The sequence below is a fragment of the Streptomyces sp. 135 genome, assembly GCF_020026305.1.
Classification (GTDB): Bacteria; Actinomycetota; Actinomycetes; order Streptomycetales; family Streptomycetaceae; genus Streptomyces.
This window is the reverse complement of record NZ_CP075691.1, coordinates 6,039,600-6,055,838: the sequence shown is the minus strand read 5'-3', so window position 1 is coordinate 6,055,838 and position 16,239 is coordinate 6,039,600. Positions and strand designations below refer to the sequence as shown.

Annotated in this window: 21 protein-coding genes and 1 pseudogene; 13 read left to right on the top strand and 9 right to left on the bottom strand. The window is 69.9% G+C overall.

The annotated features are described in order from the left end of the window. Nucleotides 1-87: 87 nt before the first annotated feature. From KKZ08_RS27435 to KKZ08_RS27425, 3 genes are all read right to left on the bottom strand, one after another. On the bottom strand, nt 88-1,347 hold the full coding sequence (locus KKZ08_RS27435; RefSeq protein ID WP_223776977.1) for a hypothetical protein: 1,260 nt from the start codon (nt 1,345-1,347) through the stop codon (nt 88-90). A gap of 176 nt (nt 1,348-1,523) precedes the next feature. Then, nucleotides 1,524-2,135, bottom strand: a complete 612-nt coding sequence (locus KKZ08_RS27430; protein ID WP_223776976.1) for a TetR/AcrR family transcriptional regulator — start codon at nt 2,133-2,135, stop codon at nt 1,524-1,526. A gap of 129 nt (nt 2,136-2,264) precedes the next feature. Then, the gene (locus KKZ08_RS27425) at nt 2,265-2,510 is read right to left on the bottom strand and encodes a hypothetical protein (RefSeq protein WP_223776975.1); all 246 of its coding nucleotides are present in this window, start codon (nt 2,508-2,510) and stop codon (nt 2,265-2,267) included. A 146-nt stretch (nt 2,511-2,656) separates the two neighbouring features. Between KKZ08_RS27425 and KKZ08_RS27420 the strand changes: the two genes are divergently transcribed. The 3 genes from KKZ08_RS27420 (at nt 2,657) to KKZ08_RS27410 (ending at nt 4,384) form a co-directional block, all read left to right on the top strand. Next, complete coding sequence (locus KKZ08_RS27420) at nt 2,657-2,899, top strand: hypothetical protein (protein ID WP_223776974.1); 243 nt, start codon at nt 2,657-2,659, stop codon at nt 2,897-2,899. Nucleotides 2,900-2,912: 13 nt separating this feature from the next. After that, nucleotides 2,913-3,062, top strand: a complete 150-nt coding sequence (locus KKZ08_RS27415; protein WP_223776973.1) for a hypothetical protein — start codon at nt 2,913-2,915, stop codon at nt 3,060-3,062. Between the two features lie 101 nt (nt 3,063-3,163). Then, nucleotides 3,164-4,384: a right-handed parallel beta-helix repeat-containing protein gene (locus KKZ08_RS27410; RefSeq protein WP_223776972.1), complete on the top strand. Its 1,221-nt coding sequence runs from the start codon at nt 3,164-3,166 to the stop codon at nt 4,382-4,384. A 48-nt stretch (nt 4,385-4,432) separates the two neighbouring features. Here KKZ08_RS27410 and KKZ08_RS27405 read toward each other — a convergent pair whose 3' ends face one another. Next, complete coding sequence (locus tag KKZ08_RS27405) at nt 4,433-5,266, bottom strand: hypothetical protein (protein WP_223776971.1); 834 nt, start codon at nt 5,264-5,266, stop codon at nt 4,433-4,435. Nucleotides 5,267-5,642: 376 nt separating this feature from the next. Between KKZ08_RS27405 and KKZ08_RS27400 the strand changes: the two are divergent. The 4 genes and pseudogenes from KKZ08_RS27400 to KKZ08_RS27385 all read left to right on the top strand — a co-directional run. Then, a pseudogene (locus tag KKZ08_RS27400) lies at nt 5,643-6,239 on the top strand (N-acetylmuramoyl-L-alanine amidase); the annotation flags it as partial. 122 nt (nt 6,240-6,361) lie between these two features. Next, entirely contained in the window at nt 6,362-6,616 is a 255-nt protein-coding gene (locus KKZ08_RS27395; protein ID WP_223776969.1) for a holin, read from the top strand. A 20-nt stretch (nt 6,617-6,636) separates the two neighbouring features. Continuing rightward, complete coding sequence (locus KKZ08_RS27390) at nt 6,637-6,987, top strand: hypothetical protein (protein WP_223776968.1); 351 nt, start codon at nt 6,637-6,639, stop codon at nt 6,985-6,987. Beyond that, complete coding sequence (locus KKZ08_RS27385) at nt 6,984-7,652, top strand: collagen-like protein (protein ID WP_223776967.1); 669 nt, start codon at nt 6,984-6,986, stop codon at nt 7,650-7,652. The genes KKZ08_RS27390 and KKZ08_RS27385 overlap by 4 nt, the downstream gene beginning before the upstream one ends. A 52-nt stretch (nt 7,653-7,704) precedes the next feature. On the opposite strand, the gene KKZ08_RS27380 is transcribed toward KKZ08_RS27385, so the two are convergent. Beyond that, on the bottom strand, nt 7,705-8,373 hold the full coding sequence (locus KKZ08_RS27380) for an HAD hydrolase-like protein (protein WP_223776966.1): 669 nt from the start codon (nt 8,371-8,373) through the stop codon (nt 7,705-7,707). Nucleotides 8,374-8,455: 82 nt separating this feature from the next. Here KKZ08_RS27380 and KKZ08_RS27375 point away from each other — a divergent pair, with 82 nt between their 5' ends. The 3 genes from KKZ08_RS27375 to KKZ08_RS27365 all read left to right on the top strand — a co-directional run bounded on the left by KKZ08_RS27375 (nt 8,456) and on the right by KKZ08_RS27365 (nt 11,311). Further along, nucleotides 8,456-9,658 (top strand): transcriptional regulator, encoded by a 1,203-nt coding sequence (locus KKZ08_RS27375; protein ID WP_223776965.1) that lies wholly within the window; start codon nt 8,456-8,458, stop codon nt 9,656-9,658. 102 nt (nt 9,659-9,760) lie between these two features. Then, nucleotides 9,761-10,093 (top strand): hypothetical protein, encoded by a 333-nt coding sequence (locus tag KKZ08_RS27370; protein ID WP_223776964.1) that lies wholly within the window; start codon nt 9,761-9,763, stop codon nt 10,091-10,093. A 111-nt stretch (nt 10,094-10,204) separates the two neighbouring features. Next, the gene (locus KKZ08_RS27365) at nt 10,205-11,311 is read left to right on the top strand and encodes an NAD(P)-dependent oxidoreductase (RefSeq protein WP_223776963.1); all 1,107 of its coding nucleotides are present in this window, start codon (nt 10,205-10,207) and stop codon (nt 11,309-11,311) included. Between the two features lie 4 nt (nt 11,312-11,315). Here the strand turns inward: KKZ08_RS27365 and KKZ08_RS27360 are convergent, their stop codons facing one another. After that, the gene (locus KKZ08_RS27360; protein ID WP_223776962.1) at nt 11,316-12,200 is read right to left on the bottom strand and encodes a glycosyltransferase; all 885 of its coding nucleotides are present in this window, start codon (nt 12,198-12,200) and stop codon (nt 11,316-11,318) included. A 95-nt stretch (nt 12,201-12,295) separates the two neighbouring features. Between KKZ08_RS27360 and KKZ08_RS27355 the strand changes: the two genes are divergently transcribed. Next, nucleotides 12,296-12,988, top strand: a complete 693-nt coding sequence (locus tag KKZ08_RS27355; RefSeq protein ID WP_223776961.1) for a DapH/DapD/GlmU-related protein — start codon at nt 12,296-12,298, stop codon at nt 12,986-12,988. A gap of 195 nt (nt 12,989-13,183) precedes the next feature. After that, nucleotides 13,184-13,423 carry a hypothetical protein gene (locus KKZ08_RS27350; protein ID WP_223776960.1) on the top strand — a complete coding sequence of 80 codons (240 nt, stop codon included), beginning with the start codon at nt 13,184-13,186 and terminating at the stop codon, nt 13,421-13,423. Between the two features lie 44 nt (nt 13,424-13,467). Here KKZ08_RS27350 and KKZ08_RS27345 read toward each other — a convergent pair whose 3' ends face one another. After that, complete coding sequence (locus KKZ08_RS27345) at nt 13,468-14,013, bottom strand: hypothetical protein (RefSeq protein ID WP_223776959.1); 546 nt, start codon at nt 14,011-14,013, stop codon at nt 13,468-13,470. A 63-nt stretch (nt 14,014-14,076) separates the two neighbouring features. Continuing rightward, complete coding sequence (locus KKZ08_RS27340) at nt 14,077-14,448, bottom strand: hypothetical protein (RefSeq protein ID WP_223776958.1); 372 nt, start codon at nt 14,446-14,448, stop codon at nt 14,077-14,079. Between the two features lie 181 nt (nt 14,449-14,629). Between KKZ08_RS27340 and KKZ08_RS27335 the strand changes: the two genes are divergently transcribed. Next, on the top strand, nt 14,630-14,839 hold the full coding sequence (locus tag KKZ08_RS27335) for a hypothetical protein (RefSeq protein WP_223776957.1): 210 nt from the start codon (nt 14,630-14,632) through the stop codon (nt 14,837-14,839). A 323-nt stretch (nt 14,840-15,162) separates the two neighbouring features. Here the strand turns inward: KKZ08_RS27335 and KKZ08_RS27330 are convergent, their stop codons facing one another. After that, entirely contained in the window at nt 15,163-16,209 is a 1,047-nt protein-coding gene (locus KKZ08_RS27330) for an agmatine deiminase family protein (protein WP_223776956.1), read from the bottom strand. Between the last annotated feature and the right edge of the window lie 30 nt (nt 16,210-16,239).

Below are 16,239 nucleotides of genomic sequence, written 5' to 3'. Positions count from 1 at the left end.
CAGCCTGCCACAACCCGGACACTCCGCGCTGCCCCGTCTCACGATGCGGGCGGCGTGTCCACACGCCGCCCGCTCGGCCGCGCGATGTCAGCGCAGGCGGCGTACGAAGGCGTCATCGCCGTCGTTCGTGTCACCGCTCAGCAGCCTCTCGTCGCCCGAGAGGAAGGCGATGCGGCGGGCTCCGGCCGAGATGCCGCCCGGGGCGACCGTCGCCGTGGCCGCGCCGCCCGCGGTGTCCGGCGTGACCAGGGTGGTGTCGCCCTCCTTCAGGTCCCGCAGGTAGACGGGCCACTCCTTGCCGTACGTCGAACCCGGCTCGGCCAGCTCCGTCATGAAGGTGAGATGGCGGCTGTCGGCGCTGATGGCCGGCGCGCGGGTGTAGACCTCGCCGGGGCCGCCCTGGGTGCCGTGAACGCGCTGGTTGGTGCCGGTGGCGATGTCGTGGACGAAGACGTTCCACGCGGCGTCGTCGTCGTTCGGGACCAGGTGGGTGTCGCGGGACTCGAAGACGACCGTGCGGCCGTCGCCGCTGATGGACGGGGCCAGGGACTCCTTCTCGGTCCTGGAGCCGTCGTGGGAGCGGTCGATCTGCGTGACCTGTCCGGTCCCGCGGTCGCGCAGCCACAGGTCGCTCCAGTCGTCGCCGCGCGGGCCGTTGACGAAGGAGGTGGCGTAGACGACGCGGCGCCCGTCGTCGCTGACGGTCGGCGAGTGGGCGTCGCGCTCTCCGTCGCCGCCCGGGTAGGGGTGGCTGACCTTCTCGGTGGTGCCGGCCTTCCGGTCGCGCAGGAAGACCGCCGTGCCGTCGAATCGCGGCCCGTCCGTGGTGAGGACGGCGTACCGCGCGTCGGCGCTCAGCGAGACGCCGCCCGCGCTGTCACCGGGGTAGCCGTCGGGCAGTTCGACGTCGAGGCGCTCGACCTTCCTGGTCCTGCGGTCGTAGAGCCGCACGTCCCGGTCGGAGGAGGAGTCGGCGGGGCTGGAGACGAAGGCGACGTAGCGGCCGTCGGCGCTCAGCGAGGGGCCGCTGACCTGGCGGCCCGCCAGTGCGATGCGCTCGGTCCTTCCGGTGCGCAGATCGCGTACGAAGATGTCGCGCGCGCCGTTCGTGTCGCCGGCGACCAGGTCGGTGGCCTCGGAGTCGAAGGCCGCGAACCGGCCGTCGCGGCTGAGCACGGCCCCCGCGGACCTGTCGTTCGCGGCCTTGCCCCCGGGCGTGACGCTGACGCCCTCCGTGCGGGGCGCGGCCGGGGCGGCGGCGGCCGCGGGCAGGGCGGTGGCCGTGACGGCGGCGAGGAGGGCGGCCGTCAGTGCGGTGCGGTGCTTGGTGGTCTTGGTGGTGCGCATGAGCTGTTCCCCCGTTGTTCCTTGGCGTGCCGGCCGGGCTGGTCGTACACCGGGCCGAAGGCGACGACGGTGCCGTCGGCGCTGATCGCGCGGCCTCCACCCGGATACAAGCGCACCGCCCGGGGGTGGGGCAATCCGCCGGTATGCGTACAACCTGGACAGGCCGCCAGGTGTCCCTACGCGCCCGAGGCGGCGAGCGCTTCGTCCAGGAACTCCCGTACGTGCGCGAGGACTTGGTCCCGGCCGGTCCCGCGCAGCCCGATCGCCACATGGATGGAGAACCCGTCGAGGAGCGCCCGCAGCCGGGCGGCGAAGCGGTCGGGGTCGACCGGTCCGAACTCGCCGCGTGAGGCACCCTCGGCGAGCAGCGCCACGAGGTCGCGGTGCCAGGCGCCCTCGATCGCGGCCTGCCGGTCGCGGCCCTCCTCATCGGCGTTGAGGGAGCGGTTCCAGACCTCGAGCCAGAGCGTCCAGTGGGGGTCGCCGGGGCCGTCGGGGACATACAGCTCGACGTAGGCGTCCAGGCGCGCGCGGGCCGTACCGGGGCGGGCGAGCAGGCGGCCGCGCTCGGTGCCGAGGCGGCCCTCGCTCCACTCCAGGGTGCGCAGCAGCAGCTCGTCCTTGGTGCGGAAGTAGTAGAGGAGGTGGCCGGAGCTCATGCCGACCTCGCGGCCGAGCGCGGCCATGGTCAGCTTCTCCAGGCCGCGCTCGGCGATCATCTCCATGGCGGCGGACAGCACGTCCTCACGCGGTGGGGCGTTCTTCCGCGCGCGGGCCTGACCGGCCATCCGTCACTCCTTGATCACACCTTCGGCTGCTGCTGGGTGATGCAGTGGATGTCACCAGGGGCCAGCCGCACATCCCACTGACCTGCATCGATAGCCATTCTCCCATCATGGATGGGAGAAAAATGGGAGCTAGCCCCGGGCGCTACCCCTGCCTCCACCTCGATGCGCTGCCGCATCCGCCTCAAACCGCGCCTGTAACACGCTCACGATCTGGCGCTCCATCTTAGGCGTCACCTTCCGGTACACCCCACGCACGCCCTGGACCACATGCCCGAGCCTCTCCTCGATCGCAATATCCGGCACACCGTCCTCTTCGAGGTGGGGACCGTGAGCGTGCCTCACCAGGTGGATCCGCTTCTTCTCGAAAGCGTCCACCGCTGGCACCTTGGGCCGCTCGTAGCGGCCCGTACGCTCGTCGGCCCCGTCGCGGACCGGCTTCCAGTAGTACGTGTTGAAGTCGGTCGTCAGCAGCGGGCCGCCGTCCGTCTCCCGCTGGGGGCGGCTCCCAGCTGGCGGCCGGCGTGGATGCGGACGACACGACGCTGACCGTCGCCATCACTGCGGGCCCGCGGTGGACGACTGACGCGCACGAGATGCCGATCTTGAACGACGTGGGCGGCGAGCTCATGTCCGTGACCGCGATCAGCGGCACCAGCAGCCCGCAGACGTTCACGGTCGGCGCCCGCTCGGTCAACGGCGTCACCAAGCCGCATGCGAGCGGGACAGCCGTGCGGCTGGCCCGGCCCGCCATCACCTCACTGTGAAGGGGGGCATCCCTTGACCACGCCCATCACCTGGCTGCCCGGCATGGGCATCACCGCCGGGCGCCTCGGCGCGGTGGCCCAGTCCGACTCGCTGCTCGCCACGAACTACGGGGCGGACGCGTCCGGTTCCACGAACGCGGCGCCGGCATCCAGCTCGCCCTGAACCTCGCGCGCGACGTCGGCGGCGCCCAGGTCCTGGTTCCACCGGGGGCCTACCTGATCGGGCAGACCCCGCGGATCTACACCAACACCCGGCTGACCCTGATGGAGGGCGCCGAGTTCCGGCGCAACGTGGCCGGGACGATGCTGATCAACGGCGACTCGGGCCAGTCCCTGGGCGGGTACACCGGTCACTCCCGCATCACGATCGAGGGCGGCCTGTGGAACGTGCGCGGCACGACCGCCGACCTGACTGCGTCCGCGATGTGCATCAGCATCGGGCACGCCACGGACATCGTCATCCGGGACCTGGAGATCAGGGACACCCCCGGCTTCCACGCAGTCGAGCTGAACTCCACGAACCACGCCACCATCACGAACTGCCGCTTCCGTGGCTACGTCGACCCCGGTGGCAGGGACTTCTCGGAGGCCCTCCAGCTCGATCTGGCGAAGAGCAACGCCGTCTTCGGAGGCTTCGGACCGTACGACAACACGGAGACGAAGGACGTCACGATCAGCGGAAACACCTTCGTCAGTTGCGGCTCTGGCGTCAGGATCCGCACCGTGATCGTGGGAGACCCGGAGGACACCAAGCTCCCCGACAGCACCCAGACCAACGCGTCCCAGAGCATGCGGAACATCGCCGTCACGGGCAACTCGTTTCGGAATGGCGGCGGTTACGACAACGTCATCGCGGCCCAGGGCGAGACGTCCGGCACGATCTTGAACCTGGCGATCACGGGCAACGTCATCGACGGCACGACCGGGAATCAGAGCGGGATCCGCCTACACCGCGTCTCCCGCGCGACGGTCGCCCACAACGTGATCTCCAACGTCGACAACACCGGCATCCCCACGGAGGCCCAGAACAACACCACGATCTCCGGCAACGTCGTGTGGACCGCCGGGGACCACGGAATCACCATGGTCGCCTCCGACTACTCCAACCCGATCGGCAACACGATCCGCGACGCCGGGATCTTCGTGAACGGGCCCGGCACCGACATTCAGGTCCGGGACAACTTCGTGGATGGCGCGAACCGCAACAACAGCTCGTCCTACGCCATCCGCTTCTCGACCACAGCCGTGGCCGGCATCGCCGTGTCGGGCAACAAGTGCCGCCCCGGCTCCACGCCCACCACGAAGGCGGTCCGGGGTCTGTCCATCACCTCTGGCAACACGGGCGTTCACCGCTTCGGCAACGACTGCCGAGGAACCTGGTCGGGCGCTGGCGGCCAGGGCATTGACGACGACTCCACGAGCCCGGACAAGACCGCTACCCGACATCGGCGGCGAAGCCGCGTGACTCGAAAGGCAATCGAATGAGCTACCTCTGGGCCTCTCCCGCCCTCGTGCCCAACCACAACGCGACGGTCACTCGGTGGCGGCCATCATCGCCACGAAGATGAGGCCCGCCGTCACGGCCCACAGCACCAGCGCTCCGAGCGTGGCCAGCACGCGCATGTAGACGGGGTAGACACCGACGCTCTCCGCGGGTTCGTCCGGGTGGTAGCAGATCTCGATCTCGCTCGCGTACGCGTCCCGGTAGTAGCTGTGGGTCTTGCCGCTCGGGTCCGTGTACTCGTAGGTCCCGCTCTTTCCGTACGGACTGGTGCGCACGGCCATCACCGAGATGCCGCGCCACGGGAGGAGCCACATCCACATGGCCCGCTGTGCCGTGACGCCGCTCGCCGCGTTGAAGAGCACCGTCACGATTCCCATCGGCACCGCGAGCAGGAGCATGCCTGGCTCCCCGTGCATGACGAACAGCACGCTCGTCCAGATAAGCGTCGCGAGACCGGGTACGAGGGTGACCAGGAGCCAGACCCCGGCTCGCGCCTGCGCGCCTGCGCTGACAGGTGTACGGGGCGGGGGCGGAGTCCGCAGGGAACGGGTCGTCACCAGCGCGGCGCCGTCGAAGGACGGGTCCGGCTCCGGCAGCCCGGCCAGAGCCGTGCCCACTGCCGTCGCGAACAGGCTGACCGCGGCCGCGTTGCTGCCCTCGACCCGGTGGACGACGGGCGTGGCCCCGGCCGGGACCCGCAGCTCCACGGTCACGGCCCGGCCGTCCGGTACGACGTCCCGAACGGCCCGCAGGGGTATGCGTGTCTCTTCATCCCCGAGGCGCAGCGTCAGTGCGTCATCCTCATATCGGAGAACGGCGCCGCCGCTGCCGCGCAGGACAGGGGCAGATGGTGTGGTTGGCATGGACGCGATCGTAAGGGACGCGCCTGACCGCCATCCTCGCCACGGGCGTTGACCCTCGTTGGCAGGCGTCACTGTTCCTGGTTCTCGCCTACGTAGCCAGTCCCCTGTCCTTCTTACCGTTCGCTCTGCCCCGAGCCGTCTGGCCGGGGTCTTTTTCATGCCCTGGAGGGCTCACGGCTCTGCATCCACTCCCGCAGGATCTCGGACAGCGGGCGTACGCCGCGGACGGCGAGGTGACCGGCGGGCTCACCCATGACGGCCGCACGATGCCGCTGTGGGAGGAGCTCGGCGAGGACATTCAGGCCGCCTGGACTGTGGCCGCCAGCTCGCTCTACCAGGCAGGCGCGGACGCCGCATCGCAGGCAGGTGGTCGCTGATGGCCGCGCCGCTGTCTGCCGCCCGCTTCCTGGACGCCCTGCGCGATGAGGGTGTGACGGTCGTCGAGGTCGGCGACTGGGAGCACCACAACCGCAACCACAAGGGGCCGTGGGGCCCGGTGCACGGCGTGATGATCCACCACACCGTCACCCGCGGCGCGAAGGCCTCCGTGGACATCTGCCGGAAGGGCCACTCCACGCTCCCGGGTCCGCTCTGCCACGGTGTGATCACGAAGGACGGCCGTGTCCACCTCGTCGGCTACGGCCGTACCAACCACGCGGGCATGGACGACGACGTCCTCCAGGCCGTCATCGCTGAGAAGGCACTGCCTCCGGACAACGAGGCGAAGACCGACGGCAACCGGCACTTCTACGGCTTCGAGTGCGAGAACCTCGGCGACGGCCGCGACCCCTGGCCGGCCGCTCAGGTTGAGGCGATCGTGCGGGCCTCCGCCGCTCTGTGCCGCGCCCACGGCTGGGGCAAGGGCGGCGACACCTCCGTCATCGGCCACGCCGAGTGGCAGCCCGGAAAGATCGACCCGCACGGGCCCGGCGTCTCGATGCCGGACATCCGCAAGCGGGTCACCGAGCGGCTGAAGCACGCGGCCAGTTGGTCGCCCGGCGGCACGAAGCCGCCCACCGCCCCGAAGCCCACGACCGAGGAGCGGCTGACCGCTCTGGAGAAGCGCGTCACCGCGCTGGAGAAGAGGAACTGACCATGAACACAGGCGCTTTCTGGAAGGCCACCTTCGAACGCATGGTGCGCACGTTCGCGCAGGCCGTCCTCGGCATCGCGGGCGCCGACGGCCTCGGCCTGCTCAACACCAACTGGGCCGACGCCCTCGCCGTGGGCGGCCTGGCCGCCGTCGCCGCGCTGCTCACTGCGATCGTCACTAGCGGCGGACCGGTCGGCCCGAGCATCACCGAGACCGTCGCCCGGCCGGACACTCCGCGACGGCCCACCTCGATCTGACCTGACGGGAGGGCCCACGCGTGCCCGAGGATCAGACCGTCGGGGAACTCGGGCGCGCAGTCACCGCCCTGCGCCAGGACATCCAGGCAATGGCGCAGGGCATCAACTCCCGCCTCGACAAAGTCGTCTCAACCGAGGTCTACAGCCTCCAGTCCGCCTACACCGACCAGCGGATCACCCAGCTCTCGCAGGAGGTCCAGAAGGTCTCTGACGCGCGAGACACCCTGGAGACGGCGTTCGAGCAGTACCAGCTCTCGGAGCGTGACCGGCGCGAACGCGAGCGGCAGGCACGGCTGTACCAGCTCGTCGTGCCCGTGCTGTTGGCGCTGCTGTCCGCAGCGGTGGCGGTGTGGGCGGTGGTGGCGCAATGAAGACAACGCACCGACGTCGGCGGCTGCGGCTGCCGCGTGTGGAGTGGTTGATCGGGCTGACGCTGATCGTGGTGGTCACCTTCCTTGCTGTGCTCACCGTCGTGGTGGTGCGCCAGGCTCAGGACTTGCGTACCGCCAACGGTGCGCGCGGCCAGCTGGCCCGTCAGGTGGAGCGGATGGGCGGGACGCCGATCGCGGGGCCGCCCGGGTCTCGCGGGGAGCCCGGCGAGTCCCGGCCCGGGCCCCGCGGCCCGCAGGGCGAGCGTGGTGAGCCGGGCCCGCCCGGCGCATCCGGGCAGCCGGGCAAGGGCGGCAGCATCGGCCCCGCAGGGGAGGGAGGGAAGGACGGGGTGGGGAAGCCGGGCAAGGACGGCGAGGCCGGAACTCCGGGCGCAGACGGCGCCGCGGGTCCACCCGGACCGCAGGGCGAGCCCGGCCCGGCCGGACCCGAAGGCCCCGCGGGCCCGCCGGGGAAGGACGGTGCCGACGGCGAGGACGGGCGGGACGGGCCGTCGTGCCCGGACGGCTACAGCCTCCAGGCGCCGGCCGACGACCCGGACGCGCTCGTGTGCCGCCGAGATGGGGCACCGCCACAGCCCGATCCGGCCGACGACCCGCCGACACCGCAGGCCGCACTCGATCCGCAGCGCCGCCAGTACCGATGACACAGGCCCCCTTCGCCTACGGGCGGAGGGGGCCCTTTCGGCACGTCTGGGCTCAGGACTTGATGGCGGCGAGTGCCCGTTCCGTGTCCGTCAAGCCGTCCAGCACTGCGTCCGCACCAGCACTCCGCAGCTCATCAGCAGTGGTGCGCCCTGTGGCGACGGCGACGATCCGGACGCCAGCATCCAGTCCTCCCGCAACGTCCGCCGGCGTATCTCCCAGGAACACTGCATCTTCGGCCCGAGTCGAGGAACGTGCCAGGGCCATGCGCAGCAGCTCGGGGCGCTCCTCCCCATCCTGGCCGTACGCTCCGTCGTCGAGCCGCATGTAGTCGTCAAGTCCGAAGACCGCCAACTTGACCTGCGCGGCTCCACGTACGTTGCCCGTCACCACGGTCTGCCGCACGCCCTGCTCCGCGAGGCGAGCAAGGATCGCGGCGGCTCCGGGCAGCGCGTGCCCGCGCTCGCGCAACTCGGCGGCCCGCCGGACATGCACGGCGGCGAGAGCGTTGGCGAAGGACTCGAACAGCTCATCGCTGTACGGAAGGTCGTGCAGCCGCGCGGTCTCCCGGAGAATCACGCGCTCCGTCGACCCGGTGACGGACGCCTGCTCTCGCATCTCGACGCCGGTCACCTCGCGGAATGCCTCCGCCCACAATTCGCGACCAAGGCCTCCGGTCGCCATCAGCGTATGGTCGATGTCCCACAACACCAGCTCTGGCACGGCGTCCCCTCTCTCGATGGATTCCCGTGTCCCCGCGTAGCGGGCACCTTACGCTCAGGCGTAGCGGGCAAGGAGTGGGCGCATGGTGGCAGCGGACCTCCCCATCGGAGACCGAATCAGGCACTACCGCGGCGGGCGCCGACAGGACGCGGTCGCCGGACTGGTCGGCATCTCCCCTGACTATCTGTCGCAGATCGAGCGCGGCCTCAAGATGCCGTCCCTGCCCATCCTGTACGCCCTTGCCCAAGAGTTGGGGGTGCCCACCGCCGCACTGTTGTCGGAGCAGCCGCCGACCGAAGAGGAATCAGCGGACACGGCCGAGGCCGCAGTTGGTCGGGCGCTCCTCGGGTACGGTCCGCCGTTCAGCGCTGGGCCCGCCACGGCGGTCGAGTTGAGAGACCGAGTGGAAGCCGCTTGGCAGTTCTGGCAGACCGCGGGCGACCGATTCACGCAGGCAGCACAGACTCTGCCTGTGCTGGTCGCCGACGTCGAGCGCACGGTACGCGCCGCTCGGGCTGGAGCGGACCCAGCCGAGCGCCGCGGTGTGCTCCGGGTGGCCGCGGATCTGTACTGCCTGCTCCGCTCGTATCTGCGTCGTACCGGTCGTGTCGATCTCGCCACCATCGCAGCGGACCGGGCGATGCGCGCCGCCGAGGACGCCGACGATCCGCTGCGTATCGCCACGGCGCAGTGGAATCTGGGACACGTGTTGCTCGCCGCTGGTCAGCCCGCCGAGGCAGAGGAACTGGCGCTGCGGGCGGCCGAAAACGTAACCACTGCGCGGATGCCGGAGGCGGAGCGAACCGCGATGAGTGGTGCCCTCCAGCTTGTGGCCGTCGTCGGCGCAGCCCGTCGGCGCCGTTGGTGGGAGGCGCGCGACCGGCTCGTCCAGCACGCGGCGCCCGCGGCCCGCACGGTGCTCGACAGCAGCAACGTGGGCTGGACGGTGTTCGGGCCGACCAACGTGGCATTGCACGCCCTGTCCATCGACATGGAGGCGGGTGAGACCGGCGAGGCCCTGCACACCGCAGACGCCATCGATACGAGCGATCTGCCAAGCGTGGAACGGGAGTTCACGTTCGGCCTGGAGGTCGCGGCCTGCCACAGCCAGCGGCGAGACGACGCTGCCGTGCTTCTCGCCCTGCTCGGTCTGGAAGCCGCCGCCCCGGAAGACCTCGCTCGGACTCCGCTCGCGCGGCAACTGGTGCTGACGGTGATTCGCCGGGCCCGAGCCATGCACGCACGTCAGGCCGAGCAGTTGGCCGTGCGGATGGGAGTCGTTTAACTGGCGAGCCTGTGGCTCACCCGAACTGTCAGCTCGGGTGAGCACGAGGGGCTCTCCTACGGTCACTGGTGTGATGCAGACCACCTGACTGTGAGGGCCCCTATGACGACCACTAGCGGCACAACAACAGCTGTATCGATCGAACTGCCCGATCTGGCAGGGCTCGCTGAGGAGCAGTTGTGTGGTCGCCGCTGTGTCTGGTGTACGGCGAGCCTCGACAGCGCCGTCGCCGTCGGCCTCGGGGAGCGTCGCGAGGTCAGCGCCAACGGCAGCGTGACCCGATGGTTCCCCCGCAGCTGCCGCCGTTGCGGCTTCGAGCACATCTATGGGGCGCTCCTCGACCACACCCAGTCCTGCGAGCAGTGCGCCGACGACCTCACCCGTTGCCGCATCGGTACGGCCCTGCGCATGGCCATGCGGACGGTACGGCGATGAGCGAGGGCGTCCGGGTCTGGCGGCGCGGCACCGAGATCACCGAGATCACCGAGATCACCGAGATCACCGAGCAGTATCCCGTCGCGTTCGTGTGAACGATTGGAGATCACCATGAAGGCCCAGCCCGACACGCTCGCCGAGCACCTTGCGGGCAAGACCGTCCTCGTCACCGGCGGCGCCGGACTCATCGGCAGCCGCATCGCAGCCCACCTGCGCTCACTCAACGCGCGGCCGATCGCGCTGTGCACTCTCGACGCCTACCCGTATCAGGTCTACCGCGACCTCTTCGGCGTCCGCGAGGACGACCCGGCTGTCCTCGTCGGAGACGTGCAGGACACCGCCCTGGTCCGTCAGGCCGTCGCTCGCAGCGACTACGTCATCCATGCTGCGGCGCTCGCCGACGTCGCCGCATGCACCCGCCGCCCGATGGACGCCATCGCCAGCAACGTCACCGGCACCCAGACCGTTCTGGACGCAGTCGCCGCCAGCGACCGGATCCACCGCATGGTGTTCGTGTCGTCCGCCAGCGTCTACGGCAACGGCAACCCCGACGACTGGGCCCCGCCCATCGACGAGCACCGCTCCACCCGCGAGCTCCTCGGCACCGTCTTCGGCCGGACCCCACCACAGTTCCACGAGGACCGCGCGCTGCGCCCGATGTCGGTGTACGGCAACTCCAAGGCGTGGGGCGAGACCCAGACCGCCCTGACCCTCGATGCCGTGGGTACCTCGTACGCGATCGTGCGCTACTTCTCCGTCTACGGCGAACCTCAGGTCATCAAACCGAACTCGCACTCCTGGGTAGTCGCCTGGTTCGCCACTCGCGCCGCCCTCGGCCTGCCCCTGCACCTCAACGGCGGCGGCCACCAAGTACGCGACCTAGTCCACGTCGACGATGTAGCCGCGGGCACCCTCCGTGCCCTGGTCACCCCCGGCGCGCACCGTCAAACCATCAACATCGGAACAGGCACGCCCACCGCGATCCGGACCGTGGCCGAACTGGTGGCCGCCCAGTACCAAGACGTCGACTTCCTGGAGACACCGATGCCGCCTGGTGACCCACTGGGCGGTTACGCCTCGATCCGCCGCATGGAGCGGCTGCTCGGTTGGCGCCCGACGGTGAGCGTGTCCGAAGGCGTCGCCCGCTACACGGCCTGGCTCAAACGGGCACCAGAAGCAATTCCTACCTGGCTTCGCGACTCCGCGACCGCCGCGTAGAACCTCAGATCACAGGCGGCCGGCCGAGCCGCGTCATCCGGGCCACGGTCCGCCAGCGCATCGCTCGGCGCCGCCCGCACGGGGTGCGCACACCCTCGGCGAAGCCGCCGATCCACGCCTTCAGGCCGCCCGCCGTGCGGGTTCGGGCCAGCGTGAGCACGATCCACACGCCCAGGTACACCGGCACGAGGAGGGCAGGCAGATGCCGTTTGGCGAGCCAAACCCGGTTACGGGCAGTCATCCGGTAGTAGACCGCATGCCGGGCCGGGGAAGTCTTGGGGTGCTGGAGCAGCAGCTCCGGCTCGTAGAGGATCTTCCATCCGTCATCGAGGGCCCGCCAGGCGAGGTCAGTCTCCTCGTGGGTGAAGAAGAACTCCGCCGGCCAGTCTCCGACCCGGTCCAGCATCGGCATCGCGAAGGCGTGGGCTCCGCCGAGAAATGCGGTCACCAGGCCACCCCGCATGGGGTCCTTCGCGCGCAGCCTCGGGATGTGGCGGCGGGCGGTCTCACCGTCTTCATCGGCGATCCGGAAGCCGATGATGCCCAGGCCCGGGTCGGCGGCGAACAGATCGCGGATCCGGCGGAAGACGTCATCCTGGACAAGGAGTCCATCGTCGTCCAGCTCGACCACGACGTCGATGTCGCCGAACTCCCGGAGCCGGGCGATGCCCGTGTTGCGGCCGCCGGGACAACCCAGGTTGTCCTCGTTCTCGATGACCGTCACCTCGCCGGGCAGGCCCGGGAAGTCGGGCAGCGGCGAGCCGTTGCCCACGATCACGATGCGCGCGGGCGCCACGTCCTGCTTGGCCACCGACGCAAGCAGCTCGTCGACCTCGCGCGGCCGGTTCCCCATGGTCACGATCACGACCCCGAGGCGTGGCAGCTCCACAGAAACGACTCCCTCTCGACGGCGACGGAGACCGCGAGCCTATCCGTTCACTCCCCTGCCCCATTCCGTTCAATACCCGTTCGAAGGAGCACCTGATGGCCCCCGGCCCGCTTCTCCTGGGCGACTACCTCCAGGCGCCTGCCTGCCCTCAGCTCACGGCAACCCCCTACGGCAGCCTCGGCAAGACCGACCTCGCCGAGTTCCTCGCCGCCTGGCCCGACCTCCACCGCGAGGCACTAAGCCGGATCGAGCACCGCATCCATCCCAGCGCCCGAGTCCACCCCACCGCCCTGATCGGCGACGACGTCATCATCGGACCGGGCGCCCAAGTCTGGGAATTCACCACCGTTCGTGACGGCTCCGTCATCGGCGCCGGCGCCTCCGTCGGATTCAACTGCGAGGTCACCCGCGCCTTCATCGGCGAAGGCGCCGTGCTCGGCCACCGCATCGGTATCAACCGCACCCTCGTCGGCTCCGGTGCGCACCTCTCCGCCAACCTCACCGTCGCCGCGATCAGCATGTGGAGCCCCCAGATGCGCACCCCCGAACGCGAGATCATCCTGCGCACCTCTGAAGGCATCTACCGCTGCGGGACCCCGCAGTTCGGCGCACTCATTGGTGACGGCGTCCAGACGGGCAACAACATCAGCCTCGGCCCCGGCCTCGCCGTAGGGCGCAACTGCCGCATCACCAGCGGCGTAACACTCGCCGGACGGACCATTCCCGACCACCACACCGTGAGCAACCCGCGCACTACCGACGTGCATGTCCACCGTCACCGGCGGTAGCGGCGCGCGGTTACGCGCCACCGATAGCGCGTTCTACCAAACGGCCGACCGCCCGTGGGCTGCTGTCCCCCGCCGAGGCCGAGTAGGCCCCCGTCCGGCGGCCCGGGGCGGGTCGCGCACGGGACGGGGCGGCCCGCTGATGGTGAGCTCAGGGGCGGGCCGCCCACCACCCGCCGACGCGAAGGAGAGGAAGCCATGCCCCACAGCGAGCTGAAGCCGGTGCACTGCGCGCCCTGTCTCTACGCGCTGCTGACCGGGGGCGGCGATGAGCCGCACGCCTGCCAGCTGCTGACCTCCCTCACCGTGGACGGCGACCGCATCGTCATCATCGCCCGACCGGTGAACTGCCTGTGCCGGTGCCCGCGCGCCGAGGAGAGCCCGGCGCTGAAGGCGGCCCGGGCAGATGCCAGACGGAAAGCCAATGACGGCGGGTGAGTGCGTTACGCGACGTCGCGGAGCGGGACGAAGCGGCACAGCCCCTACGGCAGGTCACGCTCAGGCGATCGCCCCCACCATGACATCAGTTGATAGGTCGACCGCAGACGGAGTACAGAGCGCAGCTCGGCCAGCTCCTTGCTGACGGCGCGTTCACTCAAGCCGACCTGGGCGCCCACCTGTTGTTGGTGATATCCGGCGTCCAGCTGCCGCAGGATCTTGCGCTGGCGCTCATTCGTGATCGCCCCATTCGCCGCCTGAAAAGCCTGCTGCCACGGCGTCCCGAAATCCCAGTACTCAGCGAAGACCCGTCGGGACCAGGCCACTGCCGCCACGTCGAAGACGTGCCAACCTGCATCGGATTCGGAGTCAGGCAAAACATGGTTGTCGATGAAGAGATGCCGCCGGCCTATGAGAGCCATTCGTGGCGGCAGATGGCTACCCACACGCACCTCCCCGCCGCTCTCCAGGATCTCGGCCACGTACTCCCGCGTCCCCGGATGGCCGAGTGCGCTGGCGGCGTACAGCGACCGCACCTGTACGCCGCGACCGGAAACTGCCCGGGCCCGCTCCACGCCGAGGCGCTGCACCGAAGGGTCACGGTCCTCGGGTTGGCCCGGCTGCGAGGTGAACAGCTCGGTCTCGGCCTCGCCCTACGCCTGTCCGATGCGCGGGTTCATGAGGCTTTTCGAGGGCAGGAACTCAGACCCCGGGCCCCCGTACATGCGGTTCGGGTCGAAGTGTGTGACGAGAGACTCCAAGGCTGGAATCCGCGCCATGCGGTCAATGGCCCGGGACATAACGGCGCGTTCCGCGGCGAGCAATCGCTGTGCGGCTGTGCGCGGGTCCAGAGCGATATGCCCGCCGCTCTCGTACGGATTGCGGTCGACCAGCCCCAGCGCCGTCAGTCGCGTCAGTCTCGCGTCGTCAACCGGTTCTCCTGCCGCAACGGCTCTGTACGCCTCGATATCGAGGTCCGAGAGCGGCAGCTCTGCCTCGTCTTCCGGATCCCCCATCGCGCCCATTCGCACCCCTCTCCTGCAACTTCCAGCGCATCCGTGCACGCCCCCGTTACTCGTTCGCGGAAACCCGAACGTTCGGGTTTCCGCAGCGTGAACCGCTGGTCCTTGCGCAAATGCCAGGCTGCGTACAGCAACTCAGAAGCGAAAGTGTGTTCGATTCAACGTGTGCGGGAATAGGGGATTCATGATCAAGAAAGCGATACGCGCCGGCGTGGCCGCGCTCCTCCTCGCCAGCGTGATTGCGGGAGGCACCGCCGCGACCGTCACCGATAAGGAGGCCAGGGCGACCGTCGTAGCCGTGGGCGACCCCGGCTGGGGAGTCGCCCCCCAGGGCGGGGAGGAACTCGCGGCACTCACCGCGCCCGACAAGCCAGGCGATCCCGGCTGGGGATGAGTTCCAGCCCACAAGACGCCGCCCGTCCGCCAGCACCCCAAAGGCGGGCGGGCGGTCTGAGTCGCCGGCGGACACAGAAGGCTCGCTAGCGACATATCCACGGGGTGCTCGTTGCAGGACGACAAGGGCGGGGACATGAGTCCTCCTCCCCGGGTGGCAGCCCCGCCCTGGTCCCCTCGGTGAGGCCCCGACATGACGGCGCATCGGAGCCTCACCCTCTCCCATGGGAGACGAATGGGAGTTGATCACTCCCAACACGGGCAGTCTCAGGCTAACCAAAGCTGACTAAGGTCAGGTTTTTCCGATGAACTTTCCAGGTCAGCTCACCGACCAGCAGTAGAAGGCTGCTGCTGGGTGATGCAGTGGATGCCACCACCCCCGGCAAAGATCGTACGGGCGTCGACGAGCGTCACGGTCCGGCCGGGGAAGAGACCGCGGAAGATGCCCGCGGCTATCTCGTCGTTCGGGTCGCCGAAGGCGCACAGGACGACGCCGCCGTTGCAGAGGTAGTGGTTGATGTAGGAGTAGTCGACCCAGCCCTCGTCGTCCTTGAGGACGGTCGGGGCGGGGACCTCGACGATCCGCAGGGTGCGGCCGCGCGCGTCCGTCTGGCCGGACAGGGTCGCGATGATCTCCTTGCTGACCTCGTGGTCGGGGTGGGCGGGGTCGCGCTGGGAGTGGACGAGGACGACGCCGGGCGCGGCGAAGGCGGCGACGATGTCGACGTGGCCGAGGGTGCCGTAGCCGTGGCCGGGGTAGTCGGCGGTGAGGCCGCGCGGCAGCCAGATGGCCTTGGTGGTGCCGAGGTGGGCGTGGATCTCCGCCTCGACCTCCTCCTTGGTCAGGCCGGGGTTGCGCTCGGGGCCGAGCTGGACGGTCTCGGTGAGCAGCACGGTGCCCTCGCCGTCGACGTGGATGCCGCCACCCTCGTTGACGAGGGCCGAGGTGTACGTCCGGGCTCCGGCGAGGTCGGCCACGTACGCGCCGATCTTGGAGTCGTGGTCCCAGCGGGCCCACTCCTGGGCGCCCCAGCCGTTGAACGTCCAGTCCACGGCGGCCAGCGTGCCCTTGCCGTCGGTGAGGAAGGTGGGGCCGATGTCCCGCATCCAGGCGTCGTCGAGCTCCCGCTCCACCACCTCGATGTCCGGTCCGAGGAGTTCGCTCGCGTACGCGGACTGGGCGGGCCCGCAGACCACGGTGACGGGCTCGAAGCGGCGTACGGCGCGGGCGACGTTGGCCCAGGCGAGGCGGGACTCGTCCAGGGCCGCGGGGTCGTCGAAGGTGGGGTTGGGGCACGGCCACGCCATCCAGGTGCGTTCGTGCGGGGCCCACTCGGCGGGCATGCGGAAGCCGTCGGCGGCAGCAGACATGGCGTACACCTTCACAGGGAGGAGAGGGAG